At 62.6% G+C, this 16,116-nt stretch carries 15 protein-coding genes; 6 read left to right on the top strand and 9 right to left on the bottom strand.

Translation table 11 applies throughout. The features are described 5' to 3' along the window. Positions 1–64 precede the first annotated feature (64 nt). Entirely contained in the window at positions 65–2,161 is a 2,097-nt protein-coding gene (locus ACE3PP_RS03800) for a tetratricopeptide repeat protein (RefSeq protein WP_374378090.1), read from the top strand. Here the strand turns inward: ACE3PP_RS03800 and ACE3PP_RS03795 are convergent. The 9 genes from ACE3PP_RS03795 to ACE3PP_RS03755 form a co-directional block, all read right to left on the bottom strand. Continuing rightward, on the bottom strand, positions 2,158–3,495 hold the full coding sequence (locus ACE3PP_RS03795; protein ID WP_374378088.1) for a hypothetical protein: 1,338 nt from the start codon (positions 3,493–3,495) through the stop codon (positions 2,158–2,160). The genes ACE3PP_RS03800 and ACE3PP_RS03795 overlap by 4 nt on opposite strands. An 18-nt stretch (positions 3,496–3,513) precedes the next feature. Next, positions 3,514–4,542, bottom strand: coding sequence for a histone deacetylase family protein (locus ACE3PP_RS03790; protein WP_374378086.1), 1,029 nt, complete (start codon positions 4,540–4,542; stop codon positions 3,514–3,516). Positions 4,543–4,549: 7 nt separating this feature from the next. Then, positions 4,550–5,986, bottom strand: coding sequence for an amidase (locus ACE3PP_RS03785; protein WP_374378085.1), 1,437 nt, complete (start codon positions 5,984–5,986; stop codon positions 4,550–4,552). A 27-nt stretch (positions 5,987–6,013) separates the two neighbouring features. Next, positions 6,014–7,183 carry a serine hydrolase domain-containing protein gene (locus tag ACE3PP_RS03780; protein ID WP_374378083.1) on the bottom strand — a complete coding sequence of 390 codons (1,170 nt, stop codon included), beginning with the start codon at positions 7,181–7,183 and terminating at the stop codon, positions 6,014–6,016. Next, the gene (locus tag ACE3PP_RS03775; RefSeq protein ID WP_374378081.1) at positions 7,176–8,351 is read right to left on the bottom strand and encodes a serine hydrolase domain-containing protein; all 1,176 of its coding nucleotides are present in this window, start codon (positions 8,349–8,351) and stop codon (positions 7,176–7,178) included. The genes ACE3PP_RS03780 and ACE3PP_RS03775 overlap by 8 nt, the downstream gene beginning before the upstream one ends. A 219-nt stretch (positions 8,352–8,570) precedes the next feature. After that, on the bottom strand, positions 8,571–9,752 hold the full coding sequence (locus tag ACE3PP_RS03770; RefSeq protein ID WP_374378079.1) for an extracellular solute-binding protein: 1,182 nt from the start codon (positions 9,750–9,752) through the stop codon (positions 8,571–8,573). A 198-nt stretch (positions 9,753–9,950) separates the two neighbouring features. After that, the gene (locus ACE3PP_RS03765; protein ID WP_374378077.1) at positions 9,951–10,799 is read right to left on the bottom strand and encodes an ABC transporter permease; all 849 of its coding nucleotides are present in this window, start codon (positions 10,797–10,799) and stop codon (positions 9,951–9,953) included. Next, positions 10,792–11,727 carry an ABC transporter permease gene (locus ACE3PP_RS03760; protein WP_374378075.1) on the bottom strand — a complete coding sequence of 312 codons (936 nt, stop codon included), beginning with the start codon at positions 11,725–11,727 and terminating at the stop codon, positions 10,792–10,794. Before ACE3PP_RS03760 ends, ACE3PP_RS03765 begins: the two co-directional genes overlap by 8 nt. A gap of 5 nt (positions 11,728–11,732) precedes the next feature. After that, complete coding sequence (locus ACE3PP_RS03755; protein WP_374378073.1) at positions 11,733–12,827, bottom strand: ABC transporter ATP-binding protein; 1,095 nt, start codon at positions 12,825–12,827, stop codon at positions 11,733–11,735. 415 nt (positions 12,828–13,242) lie between these two features. Here ACE3PP_RS03755 and ACE3PP_RS03750 point away from each other — a divergent pair, with 415 nt between their 5' ends. From ACE3PP_RS03750 to ACE3PP_RS03730, 5 genes are all read left to right on the top strand, one after another. Beyond that, positions 13,243–14,193 (top strand): LysR substrate-binding domain-containing protein, encoded by a 951-nt coding sequence (locus ACE3PP_RS03750; RefSeq protein ID WP_374378071.1) that lies wholly within the window; start codon positions 13,243–13,245, stop codon positions 14,191–14,193. Further along, complete coding sequence (locus tag ACE3PP_RS03745) at positions 14,190–14,891, top strand: RluA family pseudouridine synthase (protein ID WP_374378070.1); 702 nt, start codon at positions 14,190–14,192, stop codon at positions 14,889–14,891. Before ACE3PP_RS03750 ends, ACE3PP_RS03745 begins: the two co-directional genes overlap by 4 nt. A gap of 154 nt (positions 14,892–15,045) precedes the next feature. Beyond that, complete coding sequence (rpmI, locus tag ACE3PP_RS03740; protein ID WP_320500203.1) at positions 15,046–15,249, top strand: 50S ribosomal protein L35; 204 nt, start codon at positions 15,046–15,048, stop codon at positions 15,247–15,249. A gap of 24 nt (positions 15,250–15,273) precedes the next feature. Further along, complete coding sequence (gene rplT / locus ACE3PP_RS03735; RefSeq protein ID WP_320500204.1) at positions 15,274–15,633, top strand: 50S ribosomal protein L20; 360 nt, start codon at positions 15,274–15,276, stop codon at positions 15,631–15,633. An 8-nt stretch (positions 15,634–15,641) separates the two neighbouring features. Beyond that, positions 15,642–16,049: a hypothetical protein gene (locus ACE3PP_RS03730; protein ID WP_374378067.1), complete on the top strand. Its 408-nt coding sequence runs from the start codon at positions 15,642–15,644 to the stop codon at positions 16,047–16,049. Positions 16,050–16,116 lie beyond the last annotated feature (67 nt).

Here is a 16,116-nt window from a genome sequence, read left to right as displayed (position 1 = left end):
GTGTCTCATTTTCGCCATGATGGTTGACCACCCTCCTTTAGACTGCTTCGGATCGGACAGCTAAATGCGCATGCGATTGTTTCTGACGGCCCTCTTCGGCATCCTCGCTCTGGCACCGGGCCTTGCCCCTGCCAAGATGGTCGATGACCGGATCAGCGTCCCGCGTGAGACCGGCTCGCCGATGGGTGCCGTCGGCATGGTCCTGCATCTGGGCGCCGACACCGCCGCGATCGGCACGGGTTTCCTGGTTTCGCCGTGCCATGTCCTCACCGCCGCCCATGTGGTCGCCGAACCCGAGGGCATCAGTTCGGATCAGGTGCTGCTGTTCTTTGCCGGCAGCGGCGAACTTGGCCCCGAATACCGCGAAGCCCATTCCTTCGCGGCCTTGAGCCCGGCGCGCCCGGTCGTCTGGGGCGAGAACCATGATTTCGACAGTGGGTCCACCGCCGACCGGCGCGCCGCCTGGCTCAAGGCCGGCTGGGACGATTGGGCGCTCCTCAAGCTTGATCGCTGCCTCGGTGACGAGGGCTTTGGCTATCTGAAGCTGCTGCCGCTCAGCACCCAGGAGATGACGGTGAATGGCGGCGCGCGCCCCGTTGTCTCGGTGGGGCTGCCTGCCGACCACAATAACGACACGCTGACGGCCGATCCCGCCTGCACGCTGCTGGGCCAGGTCGACAGCACCGGCTGGCAGCATGATTGCACGACGCTGCCTGGAAATTCGGGCGGGCCGATCATCGCCGCGAAGCCTGAAGCGGGGGAGGATTGGCCCCGCGTGATGGCGATCACCGTCATCGGCAAGAATGAACATTGGGATGAATTGAAGCCGCAGATTGTCGATGTCGGATCGCCCGACTATCTCGATTTGCTGCCGACGGCGGTCCCCGTCTCCGCGTTCATCGACAAGGTTGCGCCCTATCTTCCCAAGGATGCCAAGACAGAAGCCTATCTTGCCAAGCATCATGGCGCCGATCGCGGGTACGACATCAAGAATCCCAAGCCGGCCATCGACGACCTCACCAAGGCGCTCGCGCAGAAACCGCACAGCCCGATGCTGCTCACCCGTCGCGGGCTGTGGCGGGAAACGGCCGAGGATCAACCTTCGGCTCTCAGCGACTATTCGGCAGCACTTCGGGCGGATCCGAACTTCGCCCCGGCCCTCTATGCCCGCGCGCTGCTGCGCGGCTATCGCAACGACAAGCTGCAGGGCGACAGCCGGGCAGCCCTGGCCGATTTCGAAATTCTCACCCGCCGGTTTCCCGACAGCGCACGCCTGCGCATCGCCCGGGGCTCGCTGCTCTACGGCAATTACGACTATCGCGCGGCGCTAGGTGATTACGATGCTGCGTTGAAGCTCGATCCGGGCAACATCTCGGCGCGGATCACGCGCGCCAATGCGCGCATGGAACTCGGCGACGTCAAAGGTGCGGGCGAGGATTACGACGCCGTCATCAAGGCGCGGCCCGACGCTTCCTATTTGCTGGTCGAACGCGCCAGCTACTATATGCGGGCCCGCCGCATGGACGATGCCTTCGCCGACATCGCGGCAGCTCTCGCGATCGAACCGGACAATCCGTCGGCGATCAGTTCGCGCGCGATCCTCCACCTCGATCTCGGCGAGGTAAATGCGGCACTCAACGACATCAATCAGGCGATCCGCCTCGACGACAAGCCGGACGGGCCGCGCATTGCCCTGCGCGGGACTGTTCGGCAGATCAAGGGTGACCTCGCCGGCGCCGCCGCGGATTATCGCGAGGGCGCCAAGCTCGATCCGACCGAACCCTTCGATCCGCTGCTCCTCTATGTCGTCCTCAGTGAAGCCGGGCAGAAGAAGGAAGCCGAAGCGGCGCTCCGCGATCTGCTCAAGCGCTGGCCGACAACGGAATGGCCGGCACCGCTCGCCCTCCATCTTCTGGGCGAGATGAGCGAGGCCGATCTTGAGAAAGCGGCCGGCACGGGCACCGAGATCCTGCGCAAATACCAGGATTTCGACTGGCATTTCTATCTGGGATCGGCGGCGATGGTGCGCGGCGACAAAGCGCGCGCCCGGGAATATTTCCAGCATGTCGTCGACACCAACATGCGCCAGTTCCTGGAATACAACCTCGCCCGCGCCTTCCTCGAACGCCTAGGCGGTGCCGCCTACGTCAAGGCCAACTAGTTCTTCGGACTGAGGCGGAACCAGGTCACCTCGCCGGGTGTGAAGAGATCGCGTGCCTTCCGGTACCAAAGCGGCGGGGCGTGATCACCGACGATGAGGATTTCGGCAGGCGGCTGCGCCGGATCGGCATAAGTGGCTGCGACCGTCTGCAACAACTCGATCCAGGCGTCCGCCATGAAGCAGACTTCGCGTTCAGGCAGGCGCGGGTCATGATGCTGGCAGTCGAGGTGGTTGTAGCCCTGGCTGCCGATCACCGGCACATGGGTGTTGAAGGTGAGGAGATAGGCGAACTCCTTCTCCGTTGCGGCTTTCAGTCGTGCCGCGATGTCCTTCACCAGCTTGGGGTCGCACACGCCGACAAAGACGTCGCCGCAAAGGCGCTCGCCGGGATGAAACAGGTCTTCGCCAAAATGGCGCTCGGTGAAGCCGATCTGCGGCCACCATTTTCCGCGCTCGAACATGCCCTGCGAGAAGCCGTGATAGGCGACCGTGTGATAGCCCATCTTCTCCAGATGGAACGGCAGGCAATCGGGCCGCGGCTTGTCGAGATGGTCCATGTATGAATCGCGCGTCTGGCAGAATTCGCGCATCTCGGCCGAGGTGGTGCCGCCGATGAAGCTGTTAGTGCCGGTCGTGACGTCATAACGCCCCTCGATCCCATGACTGCGGATCGCATCCTCCAGCAGCTTCTGCATCGCCGGATCGTCGAAATGCCCCATCGCCTCGACGATCATCACCAGCATCGGCCGGCCGTTCGGCTGCTCGACCAGCTGGATGAAGCCCGATTTCGTGATCGCCGATTCGAACGGCCGGTCTGTGCCGCCGATGCGCAGCCAGAAATTGGAATCCTTGGGCGTGTTGAGCAGGATGTCGGCGGGGATCGTCAGCAGCCCCAGCGCCAGCATCAACGTCCAGCGCGCGCCCTTCAGCTGCCGGGCGAAACGCACGAGCAGATAGAAAGCGCTGCCGAAAACGCTGCTGAGCAGCACGATCAGCACGACATAGAGCGTCGACTGCAGGATATCGAGTTCGTTGATGAAACGCAGCGCGAACAAGGCTTCGGTCAGCGTCAGGCCGAAAAGCTGGGTCGCGCAATAGATGACGTCGAAGGCGAGGGCCGCGATAAAGAAAATGACAACGAGCGGGCTCGGCAGAAAGCGGATGCTGGCCGCCGCCAGCATATAGAGGATGATCGGAAGCGTGCGCGGCGGTACGCCGACACCGGCCAGATTCAACGCCACGAAGGCGATGTTCGGCAGCACCAGGCCGATGACGGCGAGGAGCACCGACGGCCGCTTCAGCCAGTTGAGGACCGATCTGAACTGCCGCCGCACCGCTTCCCGTTTCCTTCCCTAGCGCTGCTCGAAACCGAGCAGCACGTTGACGGTGTTGACGCCGAGCGCCTCGACCGCATAGCCCCCTTCCATCACGAAGAGGGTCGGCAGATCCGCCCAGGCGATGCGCTCGCCCATCTTCGGATAGTCGCCCTGCTTCAGCTTGAAGCGCGAGATCGGGTCTTCCTCGAACGTGTCGAGGCCCAGCGAGACGACCAGCGCCTCGGCACCATACTGCTCGATCCGCTTCATCGCATGTTCGAGCGCTTCCGAATAGCGCGCCCAGTCCGTGCCCCAGGGCAGAGGTAGGTTCATGTGATATCCCTCGCCGGCGCCGGCACCGATCTCGTCGGCATAGCCGATGAAATAGGGAAACTCCTGCTTCGGATCGGCATGGAGCGAGATGGTGAGCACGTCGTCGCGCTCGAAGAACATCTGCTGCGTGCCGTTGCCGTGATGATAGTCGACGTCGAGGATGGCGACGCGCTTGGCCCCCTGATCACGGAAGGCCTGCGCGGCGATGCCGGCATTGTTGAGGAAGCAATAGCCGCCATAGAAATCGCTGCCGGCATGGTGTCCGGGCGGTCGGCAGAGCGCGAAGGCCGCGCGTTCGCCGGTCGCAACCAGCTTCTGCGCGGTAAGCGCGACATCTGCCGAGGCTTTGACCGCGTTCCAGGTCCCCTTCATGATCGGCGTGCCGGCGTCGATCGCATAATAGCCGAGCTTGCCGTCGATGCTGTCGGACAGGCGCCGGCCGAGGCCCGGCACCGGCCAGACATGGGGCAGCGCATCGAAAGTGCGCCCCGTCGCCGCCCACTGGTCCCAGGCGGTGGCGAGAAAATCGACCAGGCCCTTGTCATGCACCTTGAGGATCGGATCGAGGCTGAACCCCTGGGGCTCCAGCACCTCGCCGAGCTTCACCTCGCGCACGCGGTTGATGACGAAGTCGGCGCGGCTTGGCGACTCATGCGCCTTCACGAACTGCCCTTCGAGCAGTTCGTGGCCGCCATCCTGCTGGCGATGCGCTTCGGTATAGATGGTCCGCATGATGCCCTTAAAGGTCCGGTCGCGATTTGCGTGCAGTATACCAGCCACCGGCCGCCGTTTCATAGGCGATGCCGGCGCGGAACACATCGGCATCGGCATAGGTGCGGCCGATGAGCTGGATCGAGGTCGGGACGCCGTTCGCGGCATGTCCCGTCGGCACCGCGAGGACCGGGCAGCGTGACAGCGTGTTGAACGGCGTCGTCATGCACCAGGCCAAGACCTTGGGCAGGGGCGAGACCTTGCCGTTGATGCGGACCTGATCCTTGTTCTCGTCGAAATCGGCCTTCACCGCCGGGAGGGCCGTGGTCGGGCAGATGAAGAGATCGTATTTCTCCATCATCGGCCCAAAAGTCTCATACATCTTCACCGCCCCTTCCATCGACTTGAAGAAGAGATCGGCGGTCGATTTCGAGCCCTTGCGCGCGAAATTCTTGGCATAGGTTGTCATCAGATGGCCGTACTTCTTGGCCGTCTGGTTGAGCTGCGTACCGAAGAGATGCTCGAGGTGCCACATGCCGGTATCGATGGCGTTGCGCGTCCAGCCGAGATCGACCTCCTCGACCGTGGCGCCGAGGCTCTTGAAGAGGCGCAGCGCCTTCTTGGTGTTGGCGATCACTTCCTTGTCGACATCATAGATGCCGAGATCGAGCGAATAGGCGATCTTCCAGCCCTTGATCGGCTTGTAGTCGGTGGGGAGGCGCAGCTTCGGCCTGAGCGAGGCGATGTCGTAAGGGCTGGGACCGGAGATGACATTCTGCAGCAGGATCGTGTCCTGGATGGTCCGCGCCATCGGCCCGGTATGGCAATAGGGGTCGAGGTTGAAGGGCGGATCGTCCGGGTTGCGGCCATAGGGCGGCTTGTAGCCGACGACGCCGCAGGCCGCGGCCGGAATGCGGATCGACCCGCCGATGTCGGAGCCCATCGCCAAGGGCGCGGTGCCGGCGGCAAGTGCCGCACCCGACCCGCCGGACGAGCCGCCGGTCGTGAACCGGCGGTTCCACGGATTGCGCGTCACACCCCAAAGGCGCGAATGGGTATAGGAGGCGCAGGAGAATTCCGGCGTCGCGGTGCGCGCATGCACGATGCCGCCCGCGGCCAGGATGCGCTCGTTGTTGGGCGAGGTCTTGTCGGGGACGAAATCCTTGGTGGTGAGCGAGCCGTAGGAGGTCGGCTTGCCCGCGATCCAGCTTTCATCCTTGATGGCGATCGGCAGGCCCTCGAGCGCGCCGACCTTGGCGCCCTTCTTCATGAACTTGGCCTCGGCCGCTTTGGCGAGGTCCATCGCCTCGTCGTAATGCTTGAAGGTAAAGGCGTTGATCTTCTTCTCGACGCTTTCCGCCCGCTCGATCACGGCCGACATCAACTCGACGGGTGAGAGCTTCTTCTTGCGGAAAAGCGCCGCCGCTTCCGTGGCGCTCATATAGATCAGATCGTCGTTCTTCATGATGTTCCCCTGATGATGACGCGATGATTATTTGTTAAGGGCGCGCTTCAGCGCATTGAGCGCCGCCAGCGTTTCCCGGAGCAACTCGTTGTTGCGGAAATCCGGCCAGGACGAGAGCTTCACCGCGGTGAAACCATATTCCGGGTCGGAATAAATGAGCTGGCCGAACACGCCGCGGCACATGAGCACCGGCTTGCGATGGTCTTCGAGCCAGAACTGGCGGCGATAGGCCCCCATCGGCGTCGCGATGCGATAATCACCGGTGAACTTCTCATGCTCGGCCACGCGGCAGCCCTGCACCCATTCCGCGGGCACGATCTGGCGGTCGTTGAAAAGCCCGTCATTGGTCAGCATCTCGCCAAAGCGTGCATAGTCGCGCAAGGCTGCGTTGAAGCCGCCATCGGCCAAGGCATAACCGGCGGCATCGACCGTGTAGTTGGCGCTCTCCTCGGCACCGAGCGGTTGCCACAAATCGCTGCTGACGATTTCGGGCAGGCGCTTTCCGGAAATCCGTTCCAGGGCAAAGGCCAGCACGTCGGTCTCGATCGAGCGATAGGAGAATTGCGCGCCGTGCTCGCTGGCCTTCTTCTTGAGGCCCAGCACCACGTCCCAGCAGGTTTCCGGCCAATCGCGCCCGTCCTGGGGCCGCGGCCGCCACTGGCAGGCGACATCGATCTTGGCGATATCCGAGAAGGGATCGGTATAGGTTTCGTCGAAGGCGACGCCCGATTGCATGTCGAGGATCTGCCCGACGCTGGCCCCGGCATAGGCGGTGGCGGCGAGTTCGGGCAGATAGCGGGTGATGGGCTGGGCAATGTCAATCCAGCCGCGCGCCTGATAGATGCCGACCAGGATGCCGATCAGCGACTTGCCCACCGATTGCGAGAGATGCAGCGTCCGCTCATGCATGCCGTTCATATAGCGCTCGAAGACGATGGCGCCCTTGTGCAGCACGATGAAGCCGTCGGTGAAGGTCGCATCGAGAAATTCGGCAATCGATTTCTCGCCGCCATCGCCTTGATAGCGGATCTTCTCCAGCGGCAGCGGGCGGCGCTCGAACGCGCGCGGCGCCGCGCGGCCGCGCCACACCTCGGCGGTCGGCACGATCTCGCGCACATGCTGGAACGACCAGCGGTTCCAGGGCGCGCGATCCCAACCATCGCGGGGCGGATGCTGCAATCGGCTATGGTCAACCATGAGCGAGTGCCCTCACGATGGCGGCAGCGGCATCTTCCTGTTCGACGAAGCGCGCATCGTCGAGGAAATCCGGCCAGGAAGAGAGTTTGACGATGACGATGCCCGATTCCGGATCCGCATGGATCCACTGTCCGAAGACGCCATGGCAGGACAGTGCCGGGCGACGGTAATCCGACATCCAGAACTGGTTGTGATAGGCGCCGTGCGGCATGGTTTCGCGATAATCGGGCCCGAACTTCGCATGGTCCCCGCGCCGCGTCTCGGCGATCCAGGCGGCAGGGACGATCTGACGGCCGCCGATCGCGCCGTCCTGCGCGATCATCAGGCCGAAGCGCGCATAGTCCCGCAACGTGGCATTGAAGCCACCGTCGCCAAGGGCGAAGCCCGACGGATCGACCGTGTAATAGGCGCTCTCCTCGGCCCCGAGCTTCTGCCATATTTCACGGCTCATCAGCTCCGGCAGGCGCGTGCCCGTCACGCGCTCGGCGACGAAGCCCAGCACATCGGTCTCGATCGAGCGATAGCTGAACCGGCTGCCATGCGCTGCCTCCCCCTTCTTCAACGTCAGCACCTGTTGCCACATCGTCGCCGGCCAGTCGCGCGTATCGCCGGCCGGCTTCAGCTTCCAGCCGGACGCGACATCGGTGCGCCCGACATCCGAATAGGGATCGGTATATGTCTCGTCGAACGCGACGCCCGACTGCATGTCGAGCACATGCTGCAACGTCGCGCCGGCATAGGCCGTGTCCTTGAGTTCGGGAAGATAGCGGGTGATTTCGGCATCCTTATCCAGGATGCGCTGATGCACCAGGATGCCGATAAGCGCGCCGGTCAGCGATTTGGCGACCGATTGCGACAGGTGCGCCGAGCGTTCATGCATCCCGTTCATATAGCGCTCGAAGACGATGGCGCCGTTTTTGAGGACGATGAAGCCGTCGGTGAAATTGTCGTCGAGGAATTGGCGGATGCTGATCTCGCCGCGGGCCGCCTTGAAGCGCACCTCGTCGAGGCGAAAGGGGCGCCGGGACAATGCGCTCGCCGGTCCCGCCCCACGCCACACCTCCGCCGTCGGCAGGATCTCGCGCACATGCTGGAACGACCAGCGATTGAAAGGCGCGCGATCCCATTCGGTACGGGGTATGCGGGGAAAGTGTGCTCCGACGCTCATCGCCTTCACTCGTCATGGTCCGCGAAGGCGGACCACCCACGAACTTCCCTGCAGCAAATAAATCGCAGGATAGACACTCATGGGTGGTCCGCCTTCGCGGACCATGACGGCTATTTCAAGCCGTCATTCGCGCCACCCAATCGGGTGGTGTCGCCCGCCCCTTGCACATGACGCCCGTTCCTTGCGGAACGGGCGTCATGGCAACGGGTATTTGTCAGCTTACTTCGTCAGTTCGGTCCAGATGGCCGTGTAGAGCTCCGTCACTTCCGGTGGGCAAGCCGGCATGATGAAGGTCTTCTGGCCCTCGGGCAGGACGATTTCCGGCGCGTTGGCGAAAGCCGGGTCGAGGAACTTGTCCGAGCCGACGATGCCGTTCGCATACTTGGCGAAATCGGAGATCAGCGCCGCGTTTTCCGGATCCATGATGTAGTTCTGGAACTTCTTCGCGTTCTCCATGTTGGCCGCGCCCTTGACGACCGCGACGTTATCCATCCAGACGGCGATGCCTTCCTTCGGATAGCCATAGACGATCTTGTCGTTCTGGAGACGCGCGCGCATCGACGCGCCGTTCCAGTTGAGGCCCGCCATCAGATCTTCCTTGGCGTACTTCTCGACATTGCCGTAATCCATCGAGATCCAGTCCGGCTTCGCCTTGACCAGCGTGTCGCGGGCTTCCTTGAGGTCGTCCTTATTGCCGTTGCAGACCGGGTTCTTGCCCTTATAGGCAAGGGCCGCGGCGATCACATCGCTCATTTCCGGAACGACGTTGACCTTGCCCTTCAGTTCGGCCGGGGTGTCGAACAGGATCGCCCAGGTGTTGGGATCGCCCTGATAGGCCTTGGTGTTGACCGTGATGCCGGTCGTGCCCCACTGCCAGGGAACCGTGTAGTTGCGGCCCTTGTCGAACTCAACATCGACCCACTTCGGGTCCATGTTCTTGAAGTTCGGCATGGTGTTCGGCTTCGTTTCTTCCAGGAGGCCTTCCTGGATGAAGATCGGCACGAAGTTCGAGCTGGGGACGACGATGTCGAAGCCGTGGCCGCCGGCCTTGATCTTGGCGAGCGCGACGTCGTTCGAATCGTAATCGGTCACCGTCACCTTAATGCCGGTGTCCTTCTCGAACTTCTCGAGGAGTTTCGGATTGGTGTAGTTGCCCCAGTTGTAGATGTTGAGGACGCCGCCGGCCGGAGCCGCAGCAGCGGTCTCGGTCGTGTTGGTGGCGGGCGCCGTCTCGGTGGCGTTGGTCGCCGGAGCGGTTTCCGTGGTGTTGGTCGCGGGTGCGGTCGTCGTCGTGTTGCTCGACTCCTGCGCCGCCTCTTCCTTCTTCTCACCGCAGGCGGCAAGCGCCAGCATGATGGTGATGGCTACAGCCGTACTCTTGAATGCCGGTAGATATGTCACGAGATCCTCCAACTTGCTGCACAGCCCGTTGCCAGGTCTTCGCCTGACATTCTGGGCATTCCCTAGTCCAACTTACGGGGCCCGAACGACGGACCCCAACCGAACCCTTTACTTCTCCGCCGGCGCGCCTCCCCCCGTTTTCGCACCGCCCAGACTGGCGGCACCCAAGCGGGACGCGGGCGAACCGCGGCAGATCGGTTACGACTTCTTCCTGTTGATCAGGAAGAATATGGTCACCATCACGATCGAAATCGCCAGGAATACCGACGAGATGGCGTTCATTTCCGGCGTCACGACGCGCTTCAACTGACCCAGCATATAGGTGGGCAGCGTATCCTGTCCGCCTGATTTCACCAGTTCCGTGATCACAACGTCGTCAAGCGAGATGACGAAGGCAAGCATGCCACCGGCCAGAATGCCCGGCCACAGCAGCGGCAAGGTGACGCGCCGGAAGGTCTGGATCGGTGTCGCATAGAGATCGGCCGCCGCCCGTTCCAGCGACAGGTCCATGTTCTCGAGCCGCGCCCGGATCGGCAGATAGGCAAAAGGAATGCAAAAGGCGGTATGGGCCGCCAGCAGATAGCCAAGACCCGTATAGCCGGTCGCGTTTTTGATCGCCGCAAAGAAGATGAGAAGCGCCACACCGGTAACGATTTCCGGCACCATCAGCGGCTGGTTGATGAAGGCGTAGATGAAGGTCAGGCCCGGGAACGGCTTGGTGCGCGTCGTCGCCAGCGCCGCCAGCGTGGCGACGAAGGTCGAGACCAAAGCCGCGACAAGGGCGATGGTCAGCGAGCGGAACGCCGCGTCCTTCACCTGCTCGTTGGCCCAGGCCGAAATGTACCAGCGCCACGAGAAACCTTCCCAGATGGCGACCGAGGTGCCGGCATTGAAGGAATAGACCACCAGCGTCAGGATCGGCGCATAAAGCATCAGGAAGCAGAGCATGGCGATCGTCGGAAAGCCGGTCTGCTGCTTGACGTCGAAGCCACGGCCGAACTTGCGCTTCGTGGCGGGAGCGGGCGCCGTCTTGGCGGTATCAGCCATGACGCACCTCCGCCTTCGAGGCGTTCTTCACATAGAACAGCAGCGCGATCATGACCGCCGCCATCAGCGTGATGGAAAGGGCGGCACCCAGCGGCCAGTTGCGGGCTTGACCGAACTGCATGTCGATGAGGTTGCCGAGCATCAGGTTGCGGCCGCCACCCAGAACGCGCGGCGTCACATAGGCGCCGAGCGAGGGGATGAAGACCAGGATCGAACCGGCGATGACGCCGGGCTTCACCAGCGGGAAGATGACGTGCCGCAGCACGCGCCAGCGCGTCGCATAGAGATCATAGCCCGCTTCCACGAGGCGGAAGTCGATCCGTTCCATGCTGGCATAAAGCGGCAGCACCATCAGCGGCAGATAGACATAGAGGAGGCCCATCATCACAGCGCCGTCGGTGAACAGGATCTGCACCGGCTGGTCGACGATGCCGAGAGCGATCAGGATCGAATTGACGATGCCCTCGTTGCGGATCACTTCCATCACCGCGAAGGTGCGGATGAGAAGATTGGTCCAGAACGGAATGGTGATGAGGAACAGCCACAGATCGCGCGATTTCTCATTGCGCGTGGCGATGAAATAGGCGGTCGGAAAGCCGAAGATCAGCGCCAGCAGGGTCGACAGGAAAGAGAGCTTCAGCGACCGCCACAGAATGCTCATATGGGCATCCGCCAGCGTCACCTGGTCCGTGAAGATGTCCTTCTGGAAGACCACGCCGAACCAGGCATCGGTCGAGAACTTCCATTCAACGCCGCCATACCCGCCCTTGGTCAGGAAGGAATAAACGACGACGATGGCAAGCGGGCCGATCGCGGCAAAGAGCAGGATGATGAGCGCCGGCGCCGACAGCAGCCAGCGATTGCGCGTGTCGCGCCGGTCTGCGGCGGCGGAGGCCGCAGCGGCGGGGTTGCTGGGTCCGGTCGCCATGCGCCTCAGTCCTTCAGGATCTGCATCGCGTCGGGCGCGATCCGCAGTCCCACGGGGTCGCCGACCTTCACCGTTTCCTGATGGCCGCGGCGGTTCTGCACGCGCGCCGTCACCGCTTGGTTCGTGCCGTCGACTTGCACGTGATAGGTCGTATCGGTGCCGAAATAGACGACATTGGAAATGCTGCCGGTAAGGTGCGCCTCGGCACCGGGCCGCACCAGCTCGATGCGCTCGGGCCGGATGGCGAGCGTCACGCGCGCACCGACGCCGACATTCTCGGCGACCGGATGGCTGATCACGACGCCCGAGGGCAGCTTGATCTGGCCGTCATTGCCGATACGCTGTGTCACTTCAGCTTCGATGAAATTGGTCTCTCCGATGAAGTCGGCAACGAAGCGGACGGTCGGATGCTCATAGATCTCGTAGGGCGAGCCGATCTGCAGGATCTTGCCCTTCGACATGACCGCGATGCGGTCCGACATGGTGAGGGCTTCTTCCTGATCGTGCGTCACGAAGATGAAGGTGATGCCGGTTTCAAGCTGCATGCGCTTCAGCTCGATCTGCATCTCCTTGCGCAGCTTCAGATCGAGGGCCGAGAGCGGCTCGTCGAGCAGCAACACCTTCGGCTTCGGCGCCAGGGCGCGGGCCAGTGCCACGCGCTGCTGCTGGCCGCCTGAAATCTGGCTGGTGCGGCGGTCCTTCAGCTCTTCCATGCGCACGAGCTTCAGCATGGCGGCAACCGTCTGCTGCACCTCGGCCTTGGGCTTGCCCAGCATTTCCAGACCAAAGGCGATGTTCTGCGCCACCGTCATATGCGGAAACAGCGCGTAGGACTGAAACACCGTGTTCACATGCCGCTTATAGGGCGGCAGATGCGCCACTTCATCGCCCTCGAGCAGGATCGACCCGTCGCTCGGCATTTCAAAGCCGGCGATGAGGCGCAGCAAGGTCGTCTTGCCGCAGCCCGACGGCCCGAGAAGCGTGAAAAATTCGTTTTGGCGGATAGTCACCGAGACATTGTCGAGCGCGCGGACTTCAGCGCCACCGGTCCCGAAAATCTTGCTTACGTTCTTAGCTTCGACAGCTACAGCAGCTGACACGATATAGAGCCCCCGTCTTGATGCCGCGCTATCCGCCACACACCCCAAGCGCCCTTCTTATTGGGGCATTTTGTGGGCTCGGCCTTATGTAAGGCCAGGATTCTGCGCGGCGCCAAGATTAGGCATTCGGGTGGCAAGGTCAATCACGCCTTTGCACAAAAGTGAAATTTGTTGACTGGATTTCACGATATGAGCTCCGCGCATGCGCTCATGACGCGCAATTGGGCAGAAATGTTTGCGCTTTCCCCGCGCTTTTTACGCGCCACGAAACCCCAACCAAACGGTCAGGCATGGGTACGTGGCAATGGCCGTGAGATTTTAAAGATAAGCCTAGCGCCTTTCGCGGGTGAGGCTGCTAAATTGCGCGCCGCCAAGGCCCGGTAGGCCACCACTTGTCATCATCCGACAGCGTTTCATGAGCACGAACCGAAACAAGAACAGACGCCAGCTCCCGCCTTTGAACGCGCTGCGCGCCTTCGAAGCCGTGGCCCGTTTCTTAAGCTTCACGAAGGCCGCCGACGAATTGCTGGTGACGCAAAGCGCGGTGTCCCGTCAGGTCAAGAATCTTGAGGACATCCTCGGTGTCGCCCTCATCCTCCGGAAAGCGCAGCTGGAGCTGACCGATGAAGGGAAGCGCCTGCTGCCTGTCCTTACCGACAGTTTCGACCGCATGGATGCGATCATCGGCTCGTTCCGGCGCCAGTCGAAGAAGCCGCCCTTGAGCCTCGCCGTGCCGCCGACCTTCGCCCGGCGCGTGCTGCTGCCGCGTCTGCCGGAGTTCCAGCGGGCCAATCCGGATCTCGAAATCCGGCTGGAAACGCCGCCGGTCAATCCCGATTTCCGCAACTCCGGCCATGACCTTGCCATCCTCTTCGGCGAGATCGAGGCCGATGGGCTCATCGCCGATGTGTTGATGCGCGAGCGTTCCTCGCCGCTTTGCGCGCCCGATCTCCTCAAGAAATCGGCCTGGCCAGATGTGAAAACCATGATCGCCAAGGCCCCGCTCCTTCATATCCGCCAGGGGAACGATTCCTGGCACGATTGGCGGCTGCTGGCGCGCCAGGTGGGCTTTGCCGGTGTCCCCGTCGAGCGTGGCGTGGTGGTGGAAACCGCTGATCAGGCGGTACAAGCGGCCCTCTCCGGCGGTGGCGTTACCGAAGTCGACCCGCGTCTGTGCGCCGACGAGGTCAAGAGCGGCCAGCTGGTCGCCCCCTTCGACATCAGCATCATGACGGGCCGCACCTATACCCTGGTCTGCCGGCCGGACGAGACCGACCTTGCCCGTATCGCCGCCTTCCGCGACTGGGCTTTGACGGCCCTGGCCGAAACCAACATGCCTGAAGTGCTCGAACCGAAGCCCGCATGACACCGGCGGAAATCCAGGCCCGCATCCTCTATCGCGATGCGCTGATGCTGGTGATCGACAAGCCGGCGGGGCTTCCCGTCCATGCCGGTCCCGGCGGCGGCCCCAATCTCGAACGCGATTTCGAGCATTTGCGCTTCGGCCTGCCCAAACCGCCTGCCCTGGCGCACCGCCTCGATCGCGACACGTCGGGTTGCCTCGCTCTGGGGCGGCAGCACAAAGGGCTCTCGCGGCTGGGGAAACTCTTCCAGGAAGGCCAGATCGGGAAGACCTATTGGGCGGTCACGAACGCTGCCCCGCCGGCGGAATCCGGCACGATTTCAGCCGCCTTGAAGAAGCTCTCCACCCGCGCCGGCGGCTGGCGCATGGTCGTCGTGGATGCGGGTGAGAAGGATGCCCAGAAGGCGGTCACTGACTATAAGGTGCTGGGATCGGGTGGCGGCTATTGGTGGCTGGAGCTTTCCCCGAAGACCGGGCGGACCCATCAGATCCGGGTGCATCTCGCGCATCTGGGGTGCCCCATTCTGGGCGAGCCGCAGTACATCCCCCCGGGATCCCCCCGCCCGAGCGCCAAATTACACCTCCATTCCCGCTCCCTTTTCGTCCCTTTATACCCCCGAAAAGACCCGATTCAGGTCTCGGCCCCGCCACCGCCCCACATGATCCCGGCTTTGACGGCCTGCGGCTACGTAACCAGCTAAATCCGTTTAGCCGGTTACAGAGGTAGCGGGGACTTGTCATCCGGGGGTCCCGGCGATATAACCCGCCCCGCACGGCCTAAGAATGCGTCCAAGGCGAACCATAGGGCATGCCCAAACGCAGCCGAATGCATAATCATTTCAATAGGATACTGAAATGCCCAAGATGAAGACGAAGAGCAGCGCCAAAAAGCGCTTCAAGCTCACTGCCTCTGGTCTGGTCAAATTCAAGCCGTCCCAGAAGCGTCACCGCCTTATCAGCAAGCCGACGAAGATGAAGCGCCAGGCCCGCCGCGGCGAGGTCATGGCCGATGTTGATGCCAAGAAGGTCATCAAATTCTTCATCCCCAACGGTCTTTAAGACGCTTTTTGACGGAGAACTGAAATGGCACGTACCAAGCGGGGCGTTACCTCCCACGCCCGCCACAAAAAAGTGCTCGAGATGGCCAAGGGCTATGTCGGGCGTTCCTCAACGAATTTCCGCATTGCGATCGAGAAGGTCGAAAAGGGCCTGCAGTATGCGTACCGCGACCGTCGCGCCAAGAAGCGCGATTTCCGCGGCCTCTGGATCCAGCGCATCAATGCCGGCGTCCGTGAGCACGGCCTCACCTATTCGCAGTTCATCAACGGCGTGAAGAAGGCCGGCATCGAGGTCGACCGCAAGGTCCTCTCCGATCTCGCCATTCACGAGCCGGCCGCTTTTGCGGCGCTGGTGAAGCAGGCCCAAGAGGCGCTGGCGAAGTAAGGGCAGCCATGCCGGCGCTTCGCCTCAAATCTCTTTTTGTGATTGCAGCCGTCACGCTGGCTATGCCGGCGCTGACGGCTTGCGATTCCTATAAGGACGATGTGGCGGCCGTGCAGGCGGCCGAGAGCGTTGTGCCCGGCAAGTCGAACGACGCGGTCGTGCGCGAGATCGCCGGCGCCCGCGGCTCGGTCGATTGGAAGGGCGGCAAGGCCGAGCGCTACAACAACGATTCCATCGTGCTGGTGACGGCCGATATCGAGCGCGTCGGCCAGTCCGGCGCCAAGCATCAGATCGCCCTGGAATTCGTCAACAATCGCGAGACCCGCAAGGTTGCGTTCGAGCAGGCCTATATCGACGGCAAGCCGCAGACCCTGCTGGGCGGTGCCTTGAGCTTGTTTCTGCTGCAACTGGACTAACCGGCTCCGATCGCGCCATATGGCAACGAAGGTGGAGGCCGGTTCATTCCGAGCCTCCTTTTTTGTT

The organism is Dongia sp., from assembly GCF_041910485.1.
Lineage (GTDB): Bacteria > Pseudomonadota > Alphaproteobacteria > Dongiales > Dongiaceae > Dongia.
Note: the sequence above shows the minus strand (reverse complement) of the source record. Positions and strands in the feature narration are given on the sequence as shown.